24 protein-coding genes and 1 riboswitch are annotated in these 21,480 nt (G+C 50.6%); of the genes, 5 read left to right on the top strand and 19 right to left on the bottom strand.

The window, feature by feature from the left end; genetic code table 11:
• Window positions 1–122: 122 nt before the first annotated feature.
• Window positions 123–253, bottom strand: a riboswitch (SAM riboswitch).
• 449 nt (window positions 254–702) lie between these two features.
• The gene (gene corA, locus MKY59_RS08555; RefSeq protein WP_236415924.1) at window positions 703–1,638 is read left to right on the top strand and encodes a magnesium/cobalt transporter CorA; all 936 of its coding nucleotides are present in this window, start codon (window positions 703–705) and stop codon (window positions 1,636–1,638) included.
• Window positions 1,639–1,747: 109 nt separating this feature from the next.
• Here the strand turns inward: corA and MKY59_RS08550 are convergent, their stop codons facing one another.
• The 8 genes from MKY59_RS08550 to MKY59_RS08515 all read right to left on the bottom strand — a co-directional run bounded on the left by MKY59_RS08550 (window position 1,748) and on the right by MKY59_RS08515 (window position 8,720).
• Entirely contained in the window at window positions 1,748–2,749 is a 1,002-nt protein-coding gene (locus tag MKY59_RS08550; protein ID WP_339277094.1) for an HRDC domain-containing protein, read from the bottom strand.
• A 228-nt stretch (window positions 2,750–2,977) separates the two neighbouring features.
• Window positions 2,978–3,856, bottom strand: coding sequence for an ROK family protein (locus MKY59_RS08545; RefSeq protein ID WP_290371448.1), 879 nt, complete (start codon window positions 3,854–3,856; stop codon window positions 2,978–2,980).
• A gap of 25 nt (window positions 3,857–3,881) precedes the next feature.
• Complete coding sequence (locus MKY59_RS08540; RefSeq protein ID WP_339278356.1) at window positions 3,882–4,574, bottom strand: MOSC domain-containing protein; 693 nt, start codon at window positions 4,572–4,574, stop codon at window positions 3,882–3,884.
• A gap of 27 nt (window positions 4,575–4,601) precedes the next feature.
• Window positions 4,602–5,708, bottom strand: a complete 1,107-nt coding sequence (locus tag MKY59_RS08535; protein WP_339278355.1) for a phosphodiester glycosidase family protein — start codon at window positions 5,706–5,708, stop codon at window positions 4,602–4,604.
• Window positions 5,709–5,713: 5 nt separating this feature from the next.
• Entirely contained in the window at window positions 5,714–6,607 is an 894-nt protein-coding gene (locus MKY59_RS08530) for a 5'-3' exonuclease H3TH domain-containing protein (RefSeq protein WP_339277092.1), read from the bottom strand.
• Between the two features lie 151 nt (window positions 6,608–6,758).
• A complete protein-coding gene (locus MKY59_RS08525; RefSeq protein WP_236415928.1) occupies window positions 6,759–7,118 on the bottom strand; it encodes an arsenate reductase family protein in 360 nt (119 codons plus the stop codon).
• Window positions 7,115–8,104, bottom strand: a complete 990-nt coding sequence (locus MKY59_RS08520; RefSeq protein ID WP_236415929.1) for an RluA family pseudouridine synthase — start codon at window positions 8,102–8,104, stop codon at window positions 7,115–7,117. The genes MKY59_RS08525 and MKY59_RS08520 overlap by 4 nt, the downstream gene beginning before the upstream one ends.
• A 25-nt stretch (window positions 8,105–8,129) precedes the next feature.
• Entirely contained in the window at window positions 8,130–8,720 is a 591-nt protein-coding gene (locus MKY59_RS08515) for a cob(I)yrinic acid a,c-diamide adenosyltransferase (RefSeq protein ID WP_236415930.1), read from the bottom strand.
• A gap of 225 nt (window positions 8,721–8,945) precedes the next feature.
• Here MKY59_RS08515 and MKY59_RS08510 point away from each other — a divergent pair, with 225 nt between their 5' ends.
• Window positions 8,946–9,557: a DedA family protein gene (locus tag MKY59_RS08510; protein ID WP_236415931.1), complete on the top strand. Its 612-nt coding sequence runs from the start codon at window positions 8,946–8,948 to the stop codon at window positions 9,555–9,557.
• A 92-nt stretch (window positions 9,558–9,649) separates the two neighbouring features.
• Here the strand turns inward: MKY59_RS08510 and MKY59_RS08505 are convergent, their stop codons facing one another.
• The 7 genes from MKY59_RS08505 to MKY59_RS08475 form a co-directional block, all read right to left on the bottom strand.
• On the bottom strand, window positions 9,650–10,183 hold the full coding sequence (locus MKY59_RS08505) for a bifunctional adenosylcobinamide kinase/adenosylcobinamide-phosphate guanylyltransferase (protein WP_236415933.1): 534 nt from the start codon (window positions 10,181–10,183) through the stop codon (window positions 9,650–9,652).
• A 42-nt stretch (window positions 10,184–10,225) separates the two neighbouring features.
• Entirely contained in the window at window positions 10,226–10,777 is a 552-nt protein-coding gene (locus tag MKY59_RS08500; protein WP_236415934.1) for a hypothetical protein, read from the bottom strand.
• Window positions 10,778–10,973: 196 nt separating this feature from the next.
• Entirely contained in the window at window positions 10,974–11,243 is a 270-nt protein-coding gene (locus MKY59_RS08495; protein ID WP_339277089.1) for an aspartyl-phosphate phosphatase Spo0E family protein, read from the bottom strand.
• 142 nt (window positions 11,244–11,385) lie between these two features.
• On the bottom strand, window positions 11,386–12,594 hold the full coding sequence (locus MKY59_RS08490; RefSeq protein WP_290371449.1) for an aminotransferase class I/II-fold pyridoxal phosphate-dependent enzyme: 1,209 nt from the start codon (window positions 12,592–12,594) through the stop codon (window positions 11,386–11,388).
• A gap of 13 nt (window positions 12,595–12,607) precedes the next feature.
• Window positions 12,608–13,108 carry an Lrp/AsnC family transcriptional regulator gene (locus MKY59_RS08485; RefSeq protein WP_236415938.1) on the bottom strand — a complete coding sequence of 167 codons (501 nt, stop codon included), beginning with the start codon at window positions 13,106–13,108 and terminating at the stop codon, window positions 12,608–12,610.
• 156 nt (window positions 13,109–13,264) lie between these two features.
• On the bottom strand, window positions 13,265–13,660 hold the full coding sequence (locus MKY59_RS08480; RefSeq protein WP_236415940.1) for a spore coat protein: 396 nt from the start codon (window positions 13,658–13,660) through the stop codon (window positions 13,265–13,267).
• A 35-nt stretch (window positions 13,661–13,695) separates the two neighbouring features.
• The gene (locus MKY59_RS08475; protein WP_236415942.1) at window positions 13,696–13,929 is read right to left on the bottom strand and encodes a hypothetical protein; all 234 of its coding nucleotides are present in this window, start codon (window positions 13,927–13,929) and stop codon (window positions 13,696–13,698) included.
• A 97-nt stretch (window positions 13,930–14,026) separates the two neighbouring features.
• Here MKY59_RS08475 and MKY59_RS08470 point away from each other — a divergent pair, with 97 nt between their 5' ends.
• A complete protein-coding gene (locus MKY59_RS08470; RefSeq protein WP_339277087.1) occupies window positions 14,027–15,256 on the top strand; it encodes an FAD-dependent oxidoreductase in 1,230 nt (409 codons plus the stop codon).
• A 69-nt stretch (window positions 15,257–15,325) separates the two neighbouring features.
• Here the strand turns inward: MKY59_RS08470 and MKY59_RS08465 are convergent, their stop codons facing one another.
• The 4 genes from MKY59_RS08465 to MKY59_RS08450 form a co-directional block, all read right to left on the bottom strand.
• Window positions 15,326–16,543, bottom strand: a complete 1,218-nt coding sequence (locus MKY59_RS08465; protein WP_339277086.1) for an MFS transporter — start codon at window positions 16,541–16,543, stop codon at window positions 15,326–15,328.
• Window positions 16,544–16,673: 130 nt separating this feature from the next.
• Window positions 16,674–17,234 carry a hypothetical protein gene (locus tag MKY59_RS08460; protein ID WP_339277085.1) on the bottom strand — a complete coding sequence of 187 codons (561 nt, stop codon included), beginning with the start codon at window positions 17,232–17,234 and terminating at the stop codon, window positions 16,674–16,676.
• A gap of 126 nt (window positions 17,235–17,360) precedes the next feature.
• Window positions 17,361–17,780, bottom strand: a complete 420-nt coding sequence (locus tag MKY59_RS08455; protein ID WP_236415952.1) for a DUF350 domain-containing protein — start codon at window positions 17,778–17,780, stop codon at window positions 17,361–17,363.
• A 71-nt stretch (window positions 17,781–17,851) separates the two neighbouring features.
• Complete coding sequence (locus tag MKY59_RS08450) at window positions 17,852–20,218, bottom strand: endonuclease MutS2 (protein ID WP_339277083.1); 2,367 nt, start codon at window positions 20,216–20,218, stop codon at window positions 17,852–17,854.
• Window positions 20,219–20,412: 194 nt separating this feature from the next.
• On the opposite strand from MKY59_RS08450, the gene MKY59_RS08445 reads away from it, so the two are divergent.
• Window positions 20,413–20,778, top strand: a complete 366-nt coding sequence (locus MKY59_RS08445) for a phage holin family protein (protein ID WP_236415956.1) — start codon at window positions 20,413–20,415, stop codon at window positions 20,776–20,778.
• A 225-nt stretch (window positions 20,779–21,003) separates the two neighbouring features.
• A complete protein-coding gene (locus MKY59_RS08440; protein WP_339277082.1) occupies window positions 21,004–21,381 on the top strand; it encodes a cytochrome C oxidase subunit II in 378 nt (125 codons plus the stop codon).
• The last annotated feature ends 99 nt before the right edge of the window (window positions 21,382–21,480 follow it).

The raw sequence follows: 21,480 nt of genomic DNA, 5'->3' as shown, positions 1-21,480 counted from the left end.
TGCTGAGAAGTCGGTGCATATACCAGAACAATCGGATGCCCAAAGCCCAGTCATTCCGATAATTATAACAAAGACCTTCCTCGGACTCCGAGAAAGGTCATATGTAAAACGGATATGCGCCTCTCTCATCTCTCAGTAACAACAGTGCCTCAATGTATGTGCACTTAGTCGCTGCAAGAATTAGCACCGTGCGGTTATGCCGCCGGTTGCCGGGTTTCATCGGGCCAGTCCCTCCACCTACTCTTGATAAGATTTCGCCGTATTCAATTGTTGATAGCATGTTTAACGTATACTTTAAAACAATAACGCCTACTCGTCAAGCATATGTTTGCAGGTCTGTTTTTATGAAGCGGAACCGTTTGTTCCCTACATTCATAGACTGCTGTGTGGCGCCAAAATCGACACATTTTTACGCTTGAAAGCACCATGTACGAGCGGTATACTAGACAAGTGTTGCATACCCTTATGTGAGAGGTGACATATTCAATGGATGGCGACCCGAGGCCTGATTGGCAGACGAGTTCCAGCAAACTGCATAGTGAATTGACATCAGCATGCCGGCAGCGGGACGTTTATTCCGTTTGGATACCAAGTCATCCCGTCTGATCTCCAGACCCCGCTGCCGACCGGCTGATCTGTTCCTTTGCGCCCTAATTCAAGAGTGATCCGCCATAGTGGCGGGTGCAGAAGGAGTGGATAACGATGAAAATCCGGTTGGTAAACAACGGTGTATTTATCCCGGTGGACGATATTGAACAAACGCTGACGCCACCAGCAGAGGGATTCTACTGGATCGATGCAGACGTTGACGATTTGGCGGTGCTCCAGCCCCTGTTCATGATCCATGACCTGGCGGTGGAGGACTGCCTTAGCGAGGACGAACAGCGTCCAAAAATCGAAATTTACGAAAATCATTATTTTATCGTCATTAACAGCATTCGATTCGATGATGAAGAAATCTTCTTGCGGGCTGTCAACCTGTTTTTGGGCAGACATTTCATTATAAGCGTGACCAAACAAAAGGTCAGCGAGCTGCGTACACTGAAGCCCATCTTATGGGAACAGGAAGCCAACACGCCGGACCGTTTCTTGTACTTGTTGATCGACTTGATCGTCGACAATTACTTCACGGTGGGCGATCGGATCGAGGCCCGCATCGAGAAGCTCGAGGAAGACATTCTGATGCACACCAAAAAATCCCACCTGAACGAAATCATCGGGCTTCGCAGTGAGATTTTATGGTTGAAAAAAGTGCTGGGACCTCAGAAAGAGGTCATCAATACGCTGAACAAAAAAGATTTGCGTCTCATCGATGATCAGCTGCAGAAATATTTCAGCGACATCTACGAGAACGCCGTTAAAATATCGGAGACATTCGAAACGTACCGGGATCTGATGGGCAACTTGCGCGAAGCCTATCAATCCAGCATCGCCAACCGCGCGAATGAGATCATGCGTGTGTTTACCGCCATTACGACGGTATTTATGCCGCTGACGGTCATTACCGGAATTTACGGCATGAACTTCACGAACATGCCTGAGCTCGATTGGAAATATGGTTATTTCGTCGTCATCGGCATCATGATTACTTTAGGTTTGAGCATGTTCTTTATTTTCCGCAAAAAAGACTGGATTTGAACAACCTATGCAACTGTCAAGCGGTCGACGAGGCAGCCCTGGTTTCGGGTATGCCTCGTCTTTTTTTTGCCTCCGTCACAACACCCCTCCCGTTTCCGTTCTCCCGGTGTTATCCTGCATTTTTCGCGGTTTCTGCAGAGCGGCGAAAACGAATGCGAATCATGCGCAAACGCTCGTACACTTGCTCCAAATTCGTTCCGCTAGGTCTGTCCGGGCCATATACTTTCTGCATCACAGGTTTAAGAAACGAATCGCCAAGCACTTCATACGCATTCCACACTGCTTCCTGTTCTTCCTCGGGCATCACGGCCAGTTCGGCATCCAGCAAGGAATCCGTGTCGTATCCTTCGTCATCCAAAATTTCAAGCCATTCAATCAGTTCCCTGCGCGACAAACCGGACCGATTGACGATCTCTTCCAAAGTAAGTCCTTCTTTCATGCCTTCAAGCACCTGTTTGCGCGTCGTAAATTTTTCCAGTTCCTGCTTGTATTTATGCTCCTTCTGTTTGTACAGCCAACTCTCGTATTCTTCTTCCTTGAGCGCGGCATATACCCAATCGAGCGGAAAATCATGAGATCGCTGCATGCCATGCGTATGCTCGAGCCACTCTTGGCCGTATTCGGACGCTTTGCTTTCGCCCACGCCAGGAAGCTGCATCAACTCCTCCAACGTTTGAGGAACATATGCGCTAATCATGCGGAGCAAGCGATTCGTCGCGATAAAATACGGGGCTTTGCGGTCCGAAGCGGCTCGTTGCCTGCGCCAGGCGCAAAGATCCTCATACAACACCTCATTGCTGTGCAATTCGCTGTAACATTGCAGACGCTGTCCGCCATAACCGCGATCTTTCAACTCGTCGCTGTCATGAAACAAGCCTTGCAGCAGCGGTCGATACCCTTCACCCATGCGCGTAGCCAACTGATGGCGGTAAACATGCAGCAATTCGTCCCATGAATCCCCCTCGTACCAGACCATATCCTCGCGATCCCCTGCTTCATAACGGCTCCACACCAACTGCCAGCTTCCCTCTTCTTCACCGATCCACAACTGGGCAGGCTGCTCTTCCTGCTCGAACATTCTGGTTAATCTGTTCATGAAAATAATTTCCATCTTGGACTCCTCCTTATGTTGTAGCAGAGCACAGCCAACCAGACACCATGCCAGGCCATCATGCTGATGGGCAGCACAAAAAGCACCCCTCCTGCAATGTAATGCAAGAGAGGTGCTTCCTCATCAACCGTGCTATGCTGTTGTTCATATCATACCATATTGGAAAAATTCGTCAACCGTTTCGAAGGTAAAAAGAGGCATTATTTCTATATTGCAAATAGAACAAACCTATTTTTCCAATGCTAATTTCGCAAGCGCAAGCGAACCGCACAAGCCTGCGTTATCGCCCAGTCCAGGCGGAACGATATACTGATCGATTTCGGATTGAATCATAGGATGCTGGACGTATCCAGCCAGAAGCTCCTGCAATTTGCCCTGAATCATCGGGAAGAGATGCTCTTGCTTCATGACCCCGCCACCCATGACGATCTTTTGCGGGGAGAGGATCAGCACAAAGTTCATCAATGCCTGTGCCAGATAATGGGCTTCGAGCTCCCACGCCTTATGGTCCGGCGACAGTTCATAAGCCGGTTGCTCCCAACGTTTGTTGATCGCCGGACCTGCTGCCAACCCTTCCAGGCAATCGCCGTGATAAGGGCAGAAGCCTTCATACGCATCTTCTGGATGACGGCGCACCACGATATGTCCCATCTCCGGGTGGGATAAACCGTGAACCATTTTCCCCCCGACGACCGCACCTGCTCCGATGCCTGTCCCCACGGTGATATACAAGCAGCTGTCCAACCCTTGAGCAGCCCCCCAAGTAGCTTCACCCAATGCTGCCCCGTTAACGTCCGTATCAAACGTCATTGGCACGTCGAAATGCTCTTTCAGTTTGCCGATCAGGTTGTATTGCCCCCAATGCGGTTTTGGCGTTGTCGTAATGTAGCCATAGGTCGGACTTCCTTCGATCGGATCGATGGGTCCAAAGGATCCTACCCCAAGCGCCGCGATATCTTTGCCTTCAAAGAAAGCGATGACTTGAGCCATCGTCTCTTCCGGCGTTGTCGTCGGAAAACTTACCCGTTCAAGCACCTCGCCTTGCTCTGTCCCAATTCCACACACAAATTTGGTACCACCTGCTTCAATTGCACCTAAAATCGTCAATTCAGTCACGCTCCCATTCAGATCATCAGTTGTTTTCCTTGTCCAGCTTGTCCAGCCTTTGGAGCAATGTTTCTCTCCAACTATCCGACAATGCGGAAATAGTCAAAAGCGAACGCATCGCAGCAGCATCCTGCTTTCCTTGATGCATGATCCGGTTGGCTTCCATTACGGTCATCGATGTTTCATCCGTGGTCACACGTCTAAACGCCGAGCCAGGGCCGATTTCACCTTCACGGAGTACGCGAAAATAAAATCCGGTATGCCCGCTTTCCTGAAAATAGACCGGAAGCTCTTTGTAATCATACCTGGCGCCCAATTTGAAACATGGCTGCCTCGGTTGGCTGACCTGTACGACGGCTTCACCGAGTTCAAACACGTCGCCAATCCGAATCACTTCTTCCGGACAGCCCGTCACCGTCAGATTTTCACCAAATGCCCCCCAGTCAAGCCTGCGATCCATCAGCTGCTCCAAAGCCGGGTAACGGCTGTAGTCATAAACGCAGAGCGCCTTGTCCGGTCCGCCATGGTGCACCAGGTCGGCCTGGCCATCCCCGGCCAAACCGGTGAACGACAGGAATACCTGTGTCGACACGGGCGTTTTCACGATGCCGCTCAAAACTTCCCGCTTCTGGCCAGGCAATGGCCGGGGCTGCCCAACGTTGACCGCAAGCACGGCTGGGCCAGCCTGATCTGACTTCGGATGATGCGTCATCTTCATCATGACAACCTCCTATGCTTCTCCGTTTTATTTCACCGAACCGCCGAATACAAGGGTATTGCTAAGCAACCGCCCGGGGGAAGTCAGCATCTTGCCGCCGGCATAAAGGCCTGAAGAGGCTCCGCCATCCAGGTTCATCGCTTGTTTGGCTCCAAGCTTCTGCATGACGGCAGCCCACTCCTTGATCGTGGCTCCCGGAACGGTAGCCAGCATTACGGAGCCGTCCGCCATGATGGCGATTCCGCTTCGAGCGCCTGAAGCGTTCAGAATCTTGGTATCCTTAAAGCCCTCGCTCACCGGATTCACCGCCACTTTCCCGTCTTTTACCAAACGTGGACCGGCTCCTACCGCTGTCACAACATCTTCCCAAGGAATCTCCTTGCCTGAGGCATTCGTGTATTTATAGTTCATCTCTACGGCAGAGCCCACATCAAAACGGTCTGCCATGGACTTCAGCGTGCCTGTAAAGACCAGAACCGACCCGTTCTTCGGAATGGAGACGTTATTGTTTGTTAATTTCTTGGTCACGATCCCCTTTTCGATCACCACGGCGATCCCGCCTTTGAATCCGACCTTGCCGCCTCGTTCCGGCGTATACAGCATGCTGATGTTGGCATCTGCCGCAGGCGTGCGGTTGACAAAGGTAGCGTACCAGCTGCGCGGCTTGCCGTCTTTGCCGGTAACCTTGCCCGTCAGGCTCACCTGCAATGAATCCATGATCGCCGTGCCGTCCGCTTTGAAACCGATGCTTGTTCCGTATCTTCCGATATGTATCACTTTGCTATTGGCAATCAACATGCCGTATGGGTCCGGCGCCCCGTTATAGGCCTCGAAGAAAGCTCCGTTAATCGCGGCTTGCGCACCGTAAGCCTTTACGATCGATGGCAGCGTAGCTGTCTGTCCCACTTGTTTTTTGGCAAGTCCCACCGTCACCGGCGTTCCTTTCGGAATGCTGACCGTTTGCACCGTAAAGGTGCGTCCTGCCGTTTTCACTTTTTGTACTTTGGTGCTGATTGCCGCTTTGGCTTCTGCTGTTTCGGGAGCGCCCACGGCTCCTGACAATAATACCGGCAAAGCCAGGATCAGGGCCATTGCCCCGGTCCACCACTTTTTGCCGATTCCTCGCGTGTTCATGCTGCTCAACCTGTCGCCACTCCCATCCAAGAGCCGAGGCTCTTCATCTCAAGTTGCTCGAATTTGTCCATGACCGCATCCGGGTCAAGTTGGAACTCGCATACATCCAATGCGCAAGCTACGGGTACTTCACAATGAATCTCTGCCAATCTGCGGGATAAATGAAGCATGTCCAGATCGTTCTCGATCTTTTTCCGGACCGAAGGCGTCAATTGATCCAAATTATCCAAAATTCCCTCAATGGAGCCGTACTCCTGCACCAGTTTGAGCGCCGTCTTCTCGCCAATGCCGCGAACGCCCGGATAATTGTCGCTGGCATCGCCCATAAGACCCTTCATGTCAATGATCTGACGCGGGGCAAGCTGCTTCTCTTCCATCAAGGAATCGGGAGTGTATACCATGTAATTGCCGTGTCCCTTTTTCATGATGATCACGCTTGTCCGGTCATTGATCAGCTGCAGCATGTCATGATCCCCGGTCAACACCATGACGTTCATGTTGTTCTGCTCGGTGTAGTATTTGGCGAGGGTACCGATACAATCGTCGGCTTCAAAGCCTTGAGCCCCGATATTCGGAACGCCAAGACTGTCCATGACCTCACGAATCAGCGAAAATTGGGGAATCAGATCATCCGGCGCTTCCGCCCGGTTCCCCTTGTATGCCGCATATTCCTCACCGCGAAACGTCTTGCCTCCCATATCCCAGCAGCAGATGACATGGCTTGGCCCAAAAGTCTGGACCGCATCCCAGAAGTAACGGATAAACCCGTACACCGCGTTGGTCGGCAATCCTGCCTTTGTACGTCTGATATATCCGCTCGCAGATGTCGCATAGAACGCCCTGAACAACACTGCCATACCGTCTACCAGCAACAAAGTAGGTTCATTACGTTGATTCACTTCGAATTAATCTCTCCTGTCTTCTATATCAAAAAATGACCGCTATAATTCTAACATTATAGCATAGTTCCGCCAAGCGGCGGCCAGCCAAAAAAGCCCTGTTTTTTGGACGATACCGGAAACGTCTTGTCGATCAGGGCATGCTTCAAACCTAACTCCATACCTGCTCGAACGTCTCTTCCTTGAATCCAACAGTGACCTTTGTTCCGTCCGTGACGATGGGACGTTTGATAAGGCGGCCATTCGATGCAAGCAAACGAATTTGCTCGTCCGTCGACATGCCCGGAAGCTTGTCTTTGAGCTGCTGCTCCTTGTAGACCTCACCGCTGGTGTTGAAAAACTTCTTCACTTCAAGCCCGCTCAGCTCGATGAATTGTTTCAGTTCCGCCTCGGAAGGAGGGGCGTCAAAGATCGGCACCAATGCCAACTCGTGCCCCTTGCCTTCCAGCCATTTGACCGCTTTGCGGCAGGTGCCGCATTTGGCATATTGATAAACTTTCAATCGGCTCATGATTCCTGTTCCTCCGTATTCTCGTTCTCTTGCTGCAAGCGCTGCTTCAGATCCTGCAAGTCTGCAGGAAGCGGGGCATGGAACGTCATTCGCTTACGCAAAATCGGATGCTCGAACGACAGCTCGCATGCATGCAAAGCCTGCCGATCGATCCAACCGTCCCGCTCAGCTCGCAAGGCCACCGTTCGGGCGTCAATGCCCGCGTCCGGCAATGTTTGGTACATGCTGTCCCCGATCAGCGGGCAGTGGATCGACGTCATATGCACGCGAATCTGATGCGTCCTGCCGCTTTCCAGCTTAAGGCTCACTTCGCTCGCCGTTCCTCCATCCCATTTCGCTAATGTCTTATAGAGCGTACGGGCAGGGTAACCGTCCGACGTGACGATCCGGCGATGCGGCTCCTCGGGGTCGCGGTCGATCGGACCGTCGATCGTCCCTTCTTCTGGGGTAGGGCTGCCGTGCACAAAAGCGATATAACGCTTGTCTACCGTGCCTGCTATCATCTGTTCCGACACATGCTGATGCACATACGGATTTTTGGCAATGGCCAGCACGCCCGACGTTTCCTGATCCAGCCGATGCACCGGACGAAAACGGACACGTTCGCCTTTGGCTTTCCAATAATGCACGACGCCGTTCGCCAACGTTCCCGTATAGTGACCATGCGTAGGATGTACGATGATGCCTGCATCCTTGTTTACGATCAGCAGGTGCTCATCCTCATATAAAATGGAAAAAGGCAGTTCTTCGGGAAGAATATCATCCGACTCCTCCTGCTCCATCCGAATTTCGACGAGATCTCCTGCAGCCACCTTGACGCTGATATACACTCGCTCTCCATTCAACATAATGCCGTGCTCTGTCAGCTTCAGTCGTGACAGAAGTTTGCGCGATACGTGAAGGCGTCGCTGAAGTACCGTCTTCAGCAGCCAACCTTCCTCCTGCTCGGATACCGTGTATGTGATTGGTGTGTAATAACCGTTCATTGGTTCCTTTTCATTCCTTTGCCGTTCATTCCTCACTCTTTGCCTCTTTGCGGCGGAAAACCTTTTTGCTGCGAACGTATTCAACATCCTGTACCTGCTGTCTTGCATTGGCTGTCCGGGCAACCACAAAGAAATAGTCCGACAGCCTGTTCAAGTAACGACGCACAGACGGATTGATGTCGGTATGCTGCCCTAGCGTGACTGCCCGGCGTTCGGCACGACGGCACACGGTACGGCATACGTGAAGCGCAGAAGACAGCAGGGTGCCCCCAGGAATGATGAACCGCTCCACTTTCGGATTTTCGGTATCGAACAGATCAATCCATTGCTCCAGCCGCGCAACCTTGTCGTCTTTTACTTTATACCGATTTTCCGTAATGTTGACAAACGCCAGATCGGAGCCGCAATCAAACAGCTCCTGTTGAATCTCCGACAGCTGTTCTTTCAGGTCTTCGAACGAGCCCTTTGCATCATCGATAAGGCTGATGGCCTGACCGACAAAACAGTTCAACTCATCAATCGTGCCATAAGCCTCCACCCGATCGTCGTCCTTGACCACTCGTCCTCCGATCACCGAAGTCTGCCCTTCATCACCGGTTCTTGTATATATGCCCATCTTGATCCCTCCATTGGCTAAATCTTTAACGTCAGCGTTCCCATGAGCATGGGTAAGATCGACTACATTCTTCTTGTCCTCAACTTTACCAGTATACTTGACCTGCGGGTGTGACGGAAATGCAAATTTTCAGAAACCAACCTCAGGCCCTATACGTATACCACAATTGGTATGTTCTGCGAATGCGCGCCAAATCTATGTCATTTTATAGTAGAGGAGACGATTATGCAAAACTGGATCACCGATTTCATGGAACAATACGGATACATCGGCATTGCGTTGATCATTGCCCTGGAGAACGTGTTCCCGCCCATTCCTTCGGAAATTATTTTGCCTTTTGGCGGATTTATGACCACCTATACCGGCCTCACCCTTCCCGGCGTTATTATCGCGGCAACGATCGGTTCGGTGCTTGGTGCCATCATCCTGTACGGCATCGGGCTGCTGATCGACGTTGAACGCCTGGAAAAAATCGTGGATCGATGGGGCCATATCCTGCGCATCAAGAAGGAAGATATCCACCGCGTCGATGCTTGGTTCGACAAGTATGGGATATGGACGGTATTGTTCTGCCGCATGGTGCCGCTGGTTCGCAGCCTGATTTCCATTCCGGCAGGCATGTCCAACATGAAATTTGGCCTGTTTATTCTCTTTACAACGATTGGCACACTGGTCTGGAACATCATCCTTGTTTCGGTCGGCGCCGCGCTTGGCGCATCGTGGGAGAGCATTTTGGAGTTCATGGATGTCTATTCACTGGTTGTTTATGTCATTGTTGCGATTGCCGCCATTATTTTTGTCATCTGGTGGATCAAACGGATCAAATCCCGCAAGTAACAAACTCGCTTAAATAGATACGGATATACATGAGTAAAGCCTCGGTCCCTCCCTAAGTGGAATGGCCGAGGCTTATTACATGGGTTCAACATTTATTCATATCGCAGCGCATGTGATTTCAAATCAATGGCCAGCCCTGAAACGAGCATAAACATCCGATCCGAGTGAGATTGAAGCATCCGGTTCACGGACGCCATGCGAGCTGCGAAAACTCGCTCTTTCTCGGAAGGTTGCAGCGATGCATGCATTTCGTTCGTAATGACGAGCAGTTTGCCCTGGTACGAAAGCAATGCGCCAAGCAATTTCTGGGTATCGTTCCTCTGTTCGTTCAGATTGTCACAGACGTCGAAGCTCGCCGCCATCCATGCGGTTAGGCTATCCACAATAAGAATGCGCTGATCCGCCAAATAAAGATTCGATTCCCGGTTGATCTGATCAATAACCTGGGCCAATTGGGGCCCTTTCACTGCCGATATGGCCCGGTAATGAGCGGACGGCAGCTCCGGATTCACTGGATCATGGTCGCCTGTGGACAAATAGATCCCTTCCCGGCTAATCCGGGCTGCATAGTCGAGGGCAAACCGGGTTTTGCCGCTGCCGACGCCGCCTGTGACCGTTATCAGCAATCCGCTCTCCTCCTCTGTCGATGTGTTTGAATGGAAGCTCTCTTATTCTGTCAACGCCTTCAAAACTTTTTTGGCCTCATCCACATTGGAAGCGGACACCGGAATCGTGGCAAACAAATTGCTGGCCGCATATTTCACGTCCTTGAACATTTGCATCTCCTCCAGCGGAATACCGTAGAGATGAGATTCTGTTTTGATGTCGGAACCGTTGTCTCCCTCGCCCTGCTCAACCAGGACGCCTCCGTCAAACACGCCCCGTTTGTATTTCTCGGCATCAAACGTATCTTCCAGCGGAACATTGGACCCGCTTTTTCCATATTGTTTCATGTCTGCCTCGGGCAAGATGAAAATGTCATGTCCACCGGCCGCATACTCGACCAAAATTTTTTGCACGTCGTACATCGCGCTAGTAATGACTTCAACCTTCGGTTCTTCACCCAGTTTTTGCTGCAAATTGGTTTGCAGCTGTTCGGAAATGACCGACGGATTACCTTGATTATCAATGATGAAAATGGTAAAACCATCCTTGCCGCCACATCCGGACAGCATCAAAACGATCGAAACGATGAACAGCATTCCCCAAAACCTTTTCATCCCCATTCCCCCTCTATTCTCCTAACTACAAATATATCACAATTATCCCACTCGCAAAAACAGCGTGCCCGTCCAGGCCTCTTATGCCTTTTACAAGACCATTTTGTATCATTTGTCTTTTCTCAACGATCATCAAAAAAGACCCCGGATGGGGGTCTCATTTCCTTACAGGTAACGTTTTCGCTCAAGGACAAAATTATTTGCCTTTTGTCGGTTTCTGCTTCATGTAATATTCGTTGATTTTCAGATCGAGCAAGCTGCTGATTTCAATAACGATATCCGAAGTGAAGGATTTCTCCTCCAAAAATAACTGTTCCATTTTGCATCGCAACATATGGATCTCTTCTTCCAAGGAAACGTTATGCAAAGATGCGTGCTCAGGGTTCACCGACCATCGGTCGCCATGATCGCCTTCTGCCAAATAATGTCCACGATTCGTCGGTAAATCATATTCAACACAGAACAAAGCTAACCCTCCTTGGAATGGATTTCATTTCAATTTTATGAAAACTTATTTCAAAATGAAATTATATCATAAAATCTTGTAAAAGAAAGTTATTTTTTCCGTATATCCGAAATGTAACATCAACAGCTTTTGCTACAATCTGTTATCCCTCTTTCAACACTTTATGGACAAAATTCCCAATCCGATCCAATGCCTCATTCAACTGCGCGACAGATGTCGCATAGGAACACCGCAAGAAGCCTTCACCTTGAGGCCCAAATACGTTTCCTGGCACGGCGGCTACCTTGTTCTCCGTCAATAGGCGTTCGGCAAATACGTCCGAGCTGAGCCCCGTCTTTTGAATGCTCGGGAACGCATAGAACGCGCCCTGAGGCTCGTGACAATCGAGACCGATGTCTCTGAATCCTTGCACGATCAATCGTCTCCGCTGGTTATACGATTCCACCATCCGGTCTTTTTCGGCCATTCCGTTCCTTAATGCCTCCAAAGCAGCTACCTGACCCATGGCCGGCGCACACATCACCGTATATTGATGAATCTTCAGCATCGCCGAGATCAACTCGGGATGCCCGCACATGTACCCGATTCTCCAGCCCGTCATGGCAAATGCTTTGGAAAAACCGCTGACCAGAATCGTGCGATCCTTCATGTCGGGGACGGCTGCAAAACTGACATGTTTTTGGTTGTACGTCAGCTCGGCATAAATTTCATCCGCGATGACGATCAAATCATGCTTTTTGATTACCTCAGCGATCGGCAGCCAATCCTCATGCGTCATGATCGCTCCCGTCGGATTGCTTGGATAACAGAGAATGACGACCTTGGATTTAGGCGTGATCTTGGCCTCAAGCGCTTCTGCCGTAAGTTTGAACTGGTCCTTCGCATACGTTTCGATGCCGACCGGCACGCCGCCGCCTATGGAAGCAATGGGAGAATACGCTACATACGACGGCTCCGGGATCAAAATTTCGTCTCCTGGCACGATGAGCGCGCGCAAGGCCAAGTCAATGGCTTCACTGCCGCCGACCGTTACGATGATTTCGTTTTTTGGATCATATTTCGTATGGAATTGAGTATCCAAATACTCGCTGAGCGCCTCCCTCAGCTGGGGCATGCCCGCATTGGAGGTGTAGCTGGTCATGCCGCGTTCCAACGAATACACGCACGCTTCGCGCATATGCCACGGCGTGATGAAATCCGGCTCGCCGACCCCTAGCGTAATGATATCCTTGTTGTCTCCGACCAAGTCGAAAAACTTGCGGATGCCGGAAGGAGGAATTTGCTGAACCAGTGGCGACAAATATGAATTCATGGTTTTGGTGCTTCCTGTTGTCTGTTCATTCAATATCATGACACATCTTCCTTTACGGCGAGATCATGAGACGGTTATCTTCTTGATGGTCCTCGAAAATAATCCCGTCCTGCTTGTATTTTTTGAGAATAAAGTTGGTTTTGGTCGAAAGGACCGAATCGATGGGAGACAGCTTCTCCGACACAAAATTGGCTACCTCGCGCAGGTTGCCGCCCTCGACTTCGACGAGCAGGTCATACGCGCCAGACATCAAGTAAACGGATTTGACCTGAGGATACAGATAGATCCGCTCCGCAATCCCTTCAAAACCGCGCCCCCGTTCAGGCGTAATTTGCACTTCGATCAACGCCGTGACCTTCTCGTCGTGCACTTTGCTCCAGTTTACGACCGTGGCGTACTTCACGATGACGTGTTCTTGCTCCAGTTCCTCGACAGCCTTTTTGATATGTTCCTCCGGTTCGCCGAGCAGTGTCGACAACAATGCAGGAGTTCTTCTAGCATCTTCCTTCAACAGATCGAGAACTTTCAATTGCAAATCGTTCAAATCCTTCATGCCTTTCCCTCCAGCACTTATCAGGTTCCTGAAAATGAATTAATACTAATATTACATGAATTTAACGTCTGTGCAAACACAAAAACCGCCTGCTCGGAATTCGGGCAAGCGGTGGTATGCTCTGCTTTTTTCGGATTCAAAACTCATTCCGGGAAATTACACGTAATAGGGATTGCCGTAATTTGCCGGATGCTGCGGAACGTTGGGTGCATGGTTGTACGTGGCAGATTGCGTGCTTTTCTCCTGCACGAACTGCTGGCATTTCTGCTGCGCCTGATGGGCAGACTGGATTTGCTTGTCTATGTCCTGGCGGAGCGCCTTCGACGAAGCGGAATACATATTGTTTTGCTGCATCAGATTGAACAGCTCGCCCTGCAGCCTGAGCGTATCGTTCGTCAAATCCATAAACATTTGGCGAACCGCCGGACAAGCCGCTTCCGTTGTGGCGGTCGTATACTCGCGCGCCGTGCGTCTCAGGTTTGCGAGAATCGAACTGAGCAGGTCTTGTTCCTGCATAAAACTTCCCCCGGATGACAAAGATTGAGAATACACAGGGCTTCCTCCTTCAGCGTTTTTGATTTTGGGCCTTACTGGGGTTGCGTAGGAGCAATGGACTGATGCTGATGCAGCGCGGCAGTCAGCGTGTTCAAATGCTGTTCATGGGAGCGAACGTACTGGTTCAAAGCTTGCTGGATTTGTGCAATTTGCGTGGTTGAGGCCGTTGCCGCACACTGCTTGATCAACAGTTCCTCATTGGAAATGGAGTCCGCGATGTAATTCAGCTCTTTGGGACTGAGTGCCTGGATTTGCGCATGTTGCATAGGAATGATCCTCCTTAACCTGAAGTGCATGCGGGATTATTTTTACCTTGTCTTCCGAAAGTATACAGAATCCCTTACCGAAAAGGAGTTGCCCCTCTTGGAACTTGTATATGGTACGCCCTTCTGGCCTTCCACGATGACCGATGCGCCAACATACCCTGTGCTGCAAACGGATCTTACATGCGATTGCCTCATCATCGGTGGCGGCATGGGAGGCGCATTAGCATCACGGCTGCTTGCCGATCAGGGGGTGGATACGGTCGTCATTGAAAAAAGAAACATTGCTCACGGCAGCAGTTTGGCCAGTGCCGGTCTGCTGCAAAACACAAATGACAAAACGTTGACCTCTTGCATCCATACATTCGGCGAATATACCGGCGTCCGGTTTTACGAACTTTGCCGGGATGCCATGGCGCAGCTCGAACGACTCGCGGGTACGCTGGATACGGATCCTTGTTTCATCCCAAGAAATAGTCTTCGCTTTGCCAGCAGTCAAGAAGACATTCACATACTGGAGAAAGAGGCCCGGACTTTGCAGCGATACGGTTTCGACGCAGCGTTTTGGGATGCCGGCCTTATTAACAAGCACCTCTCGATTAGCAAACCAGCTGCTCTTTTAACCCGAGGCGATGCCGAGGTGAATCCGTTTCGTTTCGTACACGGTTTGTTTCATTCCGCTGCGAAAAAAGGGGTCCGGATCTTCGAAAAAACGGCCATGATCCATTGCGATTTCCTCAAAGACGGCGTGTTGTGCCATACGCCGGGTGGACGGATTCATGCTCGCAAAGTGATTTTTGCGACAGGATACGAAACCCAGTCCATCAAGAAGGATCAAACGGCCTATCTCCAGACTTCCTATGTCATTGTAACCAAACCTTTGCCGGATCTCAGCAGTTGGTATGACCGCTATCTCATTTGGGAATCCGCGCTTCCATACACATACATGCGGACAACGATGGACGGAAGAATCGTGGCTGGCGGGATGGATGAAGATTTGCCGCGCAAGGATCAGAGAGAACACCGAGCCAAGCATTGCGGCGAACAACTCTTGAAGAAGGTTCGTGCGTACTTCCCTCTGCCAGACCTGGAAGTCGATTTCACATGGGGGGCCGTATTCGGCAATACCCATGACGGGCTGCCATTAATCGGCCCCCATCCGGAATTCCCTCATTCCTATTTTCTTGAGGGTTACGGAGGGAATGGGACGGTATACAGCATGATTGCAGCCTCCATACTGGCAGACGCCGTTACGGGTACTCCAAACGGAGATATGGAGCTCTTTTCACTTACACGAACCAACAAACCCTCTCCCGCATCATGGAAATAAGCCATGGAGCAAACTAAAACAGGGTACTTGCCCGAGAACTGAACTCGGCGCAAGTACCCTGTTATTCTTTTATTTTCGCTGAGGTGCCCTCGGATCATGCGTGCTAAGCAAACTGCGGATGGCAATCCATCCCACAAGCGGAAATGCACCCAGGCCTACGATCAACCATACCATCTCTTGCAACGATGGCTGACTCTGAACGATGACCAAAAACGATGCCAACCCCAACAGTCTTCCGGTCATGAGGCATAGCTCTCTCAATACGACAAGTTCCACTCTTTTCTCCACGTTTTCGTCACTTGTCCCCATCAGATCGAAACCTGCCGAAATCATCGGCAGCATGTACAGCGGCATGCCGATGGCCGAACCGATTCCCATGAACAGCAAGGTGCCGTAACCAACCTTCCATAATAGAGGCAGAAGAACCAAGAACAACAATATCGCTCCGGACAGCATCCCCATAGACCTGTAACGAGGTTTGAACCATTTTCCTGCGGCCCAGTAGCTCACCAGCGCGACGGATGAAGTGATCAATGAGAATTGCCCAAGCTTATACTCCTGTTGGGTGGCGACATATACGAGCAGTGCGATCAAGAATGCAAAAACACCCTCTCGCACCCCCTGAGCGATCAACCCCACGCCAATTGGTCTCCAGGGGCTGCCCTTACGGGATAACTGCTTCAGCGGTTCCGTCCAACAGTATGTACCGCTGACCTTTCTTTTTTTCAGGAAAAAGCTGCACACGACGGCAATGACATAGATGACAAGCGATACTGTAAATATGAGCCGGTACCCGGAATTGTCAGCCATCCGTGAGATGATCAAACCGGAGAACCAAGGACCAACGATGCCCGTCACGGAGCCCAGCAGCCCCACCCATCCGTTGAACAAATCCCGGTTTTCACGATCAGTCACCTCAAAATATACAACGTTAAAGGCAAGCCAGAACAACCCCAATGAACAGCCGAGCAGGATGCCCAGCGGCCAGATCCAATCCACCGCCTTTGGCCCCGCCCACAGGACAAGCATGTAGAACAAGCCCGATAACCCGGTGCCCAGACGCAAAGCGATCATTTTGTCATGTTCCTTGACCCATTTTCCGGCAAGCCAGAATGTTGCGCCAAGAGTAAGCTGTTGACTCACGGTGAACCATCCCAGCATGCTGTAATCGGGCCGGCTTTTCCACAAGTAGACATTCAGAAATGTTCCGGACAAAGCCCCGGCTAACGCAAACAATCCATTCACGCCAAGCAGCAGAATGGATTGTCGGCCCAGAGTAACCTTCATCTGCTTCCTCCTTCATCCACCTGAAATATAGGTAGCAGGCAGTCATAACGTTAACCTGCCCCAAGGTGAAGAAAAACATGATGAAACCTCTGGAAGTCTATACGATTTTCAGTGAATTACGCGTTTGCTGCTATTTACGAGCACTCAGGTTTTGAATCAGACGCATCCGATCTTCTTCAGCAAGACTATACTGAACCTGGAAACAACCTGAACAGACATACATCTGAACCGTAAATGGCATTGGCATCAGGAGACCGGAACCCGATGCATGGTTGTGAACAGAGGCAAAATGTTCTGCAGTCGTGGTTTGTGTGCCGGTCAGCACCATAAATTCCCGGCAGTGAGGGCACTCCGGTACCTCCTCCTGCACGTCGAGCTGCTTCTCCACACCTTCTTCATATTGAAGCAAATCATGGCCTTCGTCCGCATACTTCGTTAACGTGCGCAGTTCAGGCATCTTCAGTTCAACCTCTTCTCCCCAAAGTGCAGTCAGATCGGCTGTCTGATCGTCATCCTCCACTTCGTTCTCTTCGTCATAAACACTCTCGGCACCTTCCTCGTCACCCAGCGTGATGTTGAGTGTGCGATACCCGTTCAGTTCATTATGACAATAAGGGCACTCTTCCTCTGGCCCAAGTTCCTCATCCCATACGATTTCGGTTTGGCACCAAGGGCATATTGTTTTTTCCATAACCTGATCAACCTTTCTTTATTCAAACATCATTTCACGTGTTCATGACGTAGATCACACCGATGGCAAAAAATACAATCGATGCCGCAAACAAAATACGTATTAAAATTTTCATGCAAGGCCTCCTTACATGATGCTTGCGCCGATGACAAAAGACAGCGCGACCGAAATAATCATGGAAATCAATCCAACGGCCCGATTATCCGCCGCGATCTCTTTGTCAATGGAGAAGACCGGCGTCAAAAACTCAAATAGAAAATAGGCGATCAGCAGCAAAATAAAACCTACAAACGACCAGATCATCGCTTCATACACGGAAGATTTGGCCTGGATGCAGAAACGAAGCACATTGCAAATGCCAAAAATTTTGCCACCCGTAGCCATAGCTACCGCCACGTTGCCCTTTCTGATTTCATCCCAGCATTTGTATTTCGTGACCAACTCGAAACAAGCCAGAAAAACAAGCAACTCCATAATCGCAACCGAGAAAAAACCGAGAACCATCCCTAGCGGATGGGACAGCAGCTGGTCAATCGTCCCCTTCACTCATCGCTCTCCTTCCCCGTTCCTGCTGTCAAACGCAACCGATCCAGCGGAACATGCTTGATTACGCCCTGTTATTCCAACTCTGCTACGGTCACACCATTACCGCCTTCTCCGTAATTGCCTAACCGGTAGCTTTTAATATGTCTATGCTTGCGCAGATATTCTTGAATACCCGAACGCAAAATACCGGTCCCTTTACCATGAATAATGTAAATTTGGCCTAAGTTAGCCAGAAAGGCTTCATCAATGAAACGGTCCGTTTCCATTAACGCCTCTTCCAAATTGGCCCCACGCAGATCCAACTCGCTGCGGACATTGTCATCGCGCGTGCGCTTCACGCCCGTTACCGGTTTCTGCTTAGGCTTCACCGCCGGAGCGGACTGCTGCAATTCCAGATCGTCCAAAGAGACCTTCATTTTCATAATGCCGAGCTGCACGAAGGCTTCCTTGCTTCCCGCCAGTTCAACCACATGCCCTTTTTGGTTCAGGCTGTACACAAGAACTTCATCCCCCGGGCCGATCGCACGGGTCTTCGGAACGGAGCCTGTGCGTTTGACCGCTTTTTTGCGTTTTTCGGGCTCTGCCTCATCCAGCTGTTTGCGTGCCGCGATAAGTTTGTGTTCTTTGACGGAAGCTCCCTCTTCCATGGCCAACTGACGCAAATCGGCAATGATTTTTTCCGCATCCGCTCTGGCTTTGTCGATAATGCTTCTCGCTTCTTCCTCGGCTTTCTCAATTCGACGATCACGCTGCTGCTCCAGTTTTTCCAGATCGGACTGGTAACGGCTGCGCAGCTTCTCCATGTCCTGACGCAGCTGCTCGGCGCGTTCGCGCTCCTGCTCGGCGGTAAGTCTGTTCTCTTCCAAAGAAGCGATCATATGCTCAACCCGCTGATCCTCTTCTTTCACTTCGCCGCGTGCATAGTCGAGAATGTGGCCGGGCAGTCCCAGACGCTCCGCAATGGCAAACGCGTTACTGCGGCCCGGCACACCAACAAGCAGACGATAGGTTGGGCTTAACGTGTTTACGTCAAACTCCATGCTTGCATTGATCACGCCTTTCCGCTCATACGCATAGGCCTTCAATTCGCTATAGTGCGTCGTCGCAACCATGCGACAGCCGGAGCTATGCATGTGTTCCAGAATGGATATAGCCAAAGCCGAGCCTTCGGCCGGGTCGGTTCCCGCACCAAGCTCATCAAGCAGGATCAGGCTTTTCGGGGTCATGTTTTTCAAAATCCGAATAATGTTGGTCATATGGCTGGAAAACGTACTGAGATTTTGCTCAATGCTTTGTTCGTCGCCGATATCCGCATAAATGGCATCGAATACGCAGAGCTGGCTGCCATCTTCAGCGGGAACGAACAATCCGGACATGGCCATCAGGCTCAACAATCCGATCGTTTTGAGGGTAACCGTCTTACCGCCCGTATTCGGTCCTGTGACGATGATCGACGTATAATCGTTTCCGAGTTCAACGTCGGTAGGCACTACATTTTCGATGGCAATGAGCGGATGCCGGCCTTTTTTCAACTTGATGAACCCGCGGTCATTCATGCGCGGAAGCGTTGCCTTTAATTCACGCGCCAAGCGCGCCTTGGCAAATATGAAGTCGAGCGAACCGAGCAAATCGACATCGTACAACAGCCATTCGGCCTGCTCGCTGACTAACGCCGTCAATTTTTGCAGAATGACTTCTATTTCCCGTTCCTCGCGAATTCGCGTCTCCCGCAGCTTGTTGTTCATGGCTACGATGGATTCCGGCTCGATAAAAAGGGTTGCCCCCGAACCCGATTGGTCATGCACGATCCCGCCAAAGTAAGAGCGATACTCCGCTTTGACCGGGATCACGAAGCGGTCGCCCCGAATCGTAATCAACTGATCCTGAAGCATCTTCGACACCGTAGAGGAACGGATCATCGAATCCAGCTTCTCCCTGATGCGCGCTTCCCCGCCCCGCAGTTCCCGACGAATCTGAGCCAGCGTCACGCTCGCCGTGTCGGCGACTTCGGCACTGTCATCGATGCAGCTGCGAATGGAATCCTCCAACGCTTTTTGCTCCGAGAGCTGGTCGCTGATAAAAACCAGTGTTTCCAATGGCTCATCCTCATGCAGAGCCGCAATTTGCCGTTTCAGCCTGCGGGCCGCTAGGGTTGTATTGGAAATGCCCAGCAATTCATGCGGATTGAGGGTACCGCCGATTTCCGCACGTTTAACGGATGCCGTGATATCCACGATACCGCCAAAAGAAGGCATTCCTTTCAGGCGATCGTAGGTCGCTGCCTCATCGGTTTGTTGAAGCAGCCGTTTTACTTCCTCCAGCTCACTCACCGGCTCCAACTGTTCGGCTTTGCGTTTCCCCATGGAGGTTTGGGCAAAGCCCTGCAATGTATTTAAAATTTTCCGGTATTCTAATGTGTGCAAAATTTTCGTGTCCAAGTGTACAACTCCTTCCAAGCTATATCTGTATTATAACGAATGAATCGTAGCTGCGCTATTTAACGAATCCTTCCACACATAAGTTGCAGCATTCCGCCACAAACTACGGGTGTCAGGATATTGCAACATCTACATTAACATTGTGAACTGGATGTCCCATGCATATCCGATCTGATGAAAAGGAGGTAAACCGTATGAATTTCCTGGGACATGTCGTACGATTCGTCATTGCCGCGATCGTGTTGATGGTAGTCAGCTGGATTGTGCCGGGATTTGCCGTTGGCGGATTCTGGAGCGCATTGATGCTGGCCTTGGTCATCGCCTTGCTTGGTTGGATCATTGAAGGCGTATTTGGCAAACGGGTTACTCCGTTTGGCCGAGGCATCGTAGGTTTCATCGTCAGTGCCCTGGTCATCTGGCTTGGCCAGTATGTGGTCGATCATGTAAGAGTCACTTTGCTCGGAGCCATTCTGGCGGCTCTGGTGATCGGCATCATCGACCTCTTTATCCCGGTATCCACGCCGTTTGAAGCCGGTCGAAGTTCCAAAAACAATTCGTAACCGAAATATCGGTCTAATCTCGAGGGACTTTGATTCACGTCTCGACAACTGAAAAGGCTTGTCCAATAAACCTCCGAAGGCTTTCCGCCTGAAGAGGTTTTTGCGCTTTGCATTTTTCAAAAAGATGACAAAGCCGGCATGGTCATGTTCTCATGGAATGAGGTATGATGATTTGAGGAAATCATTCAAATTCCATCTATTTCAACAGGCTAAAGGAGGCACATGATGAAAAAAGGAATCGCATGGCTAGCGATCTGCATGCTGGCACTCATGCTCACCGCCTGTGGCGGGACAGGCTCCAGCGACAGCGCCGAGTCCGAAGCGAACGTGACCGCAAGCGAAGAGCTTGTCATCAAAGCGAGCAATTATGAATTCGATCAGCCGGAATACCGTATCAAAAAAGGCGTCCCGGTCAAAATCGTGTATGAGAATGTGCAAGGAAACCATGGCATTCTCGTGCCAGAGCTAAACCTGTCGCTCGATTCCCAGAAAAACACAAAAGTGATTACTCCCGATAAGGCCGGAGAATTTCAGGTGTCCTGCTCCGTATGGTGCGGAAGCGGTCACAGCAGAATGATCTCCAAAATCATCGTTGAGGAATAAACATAAACGTTCAATCACAAGGAGCCCCCGCAACTAGACGGGAGCTCTTCTTGTATTATAACAGATCGCACAAGTGATCATACCCTGAATGTTATATCC

The sequence above is a fragment of the Paenibacillus sp. FSL W8-0426 genome (genome assembly GCF_037969725.1).
GTDB lineage: Bacteria > Bacillota > Bacilli > Paenibacillales > Paenibacillaceae > Paenibacillus > Paenibacillus hubeiensis.
This window is presented reverse-complemented; position numbering and strand designations above follow the sequence as displayed.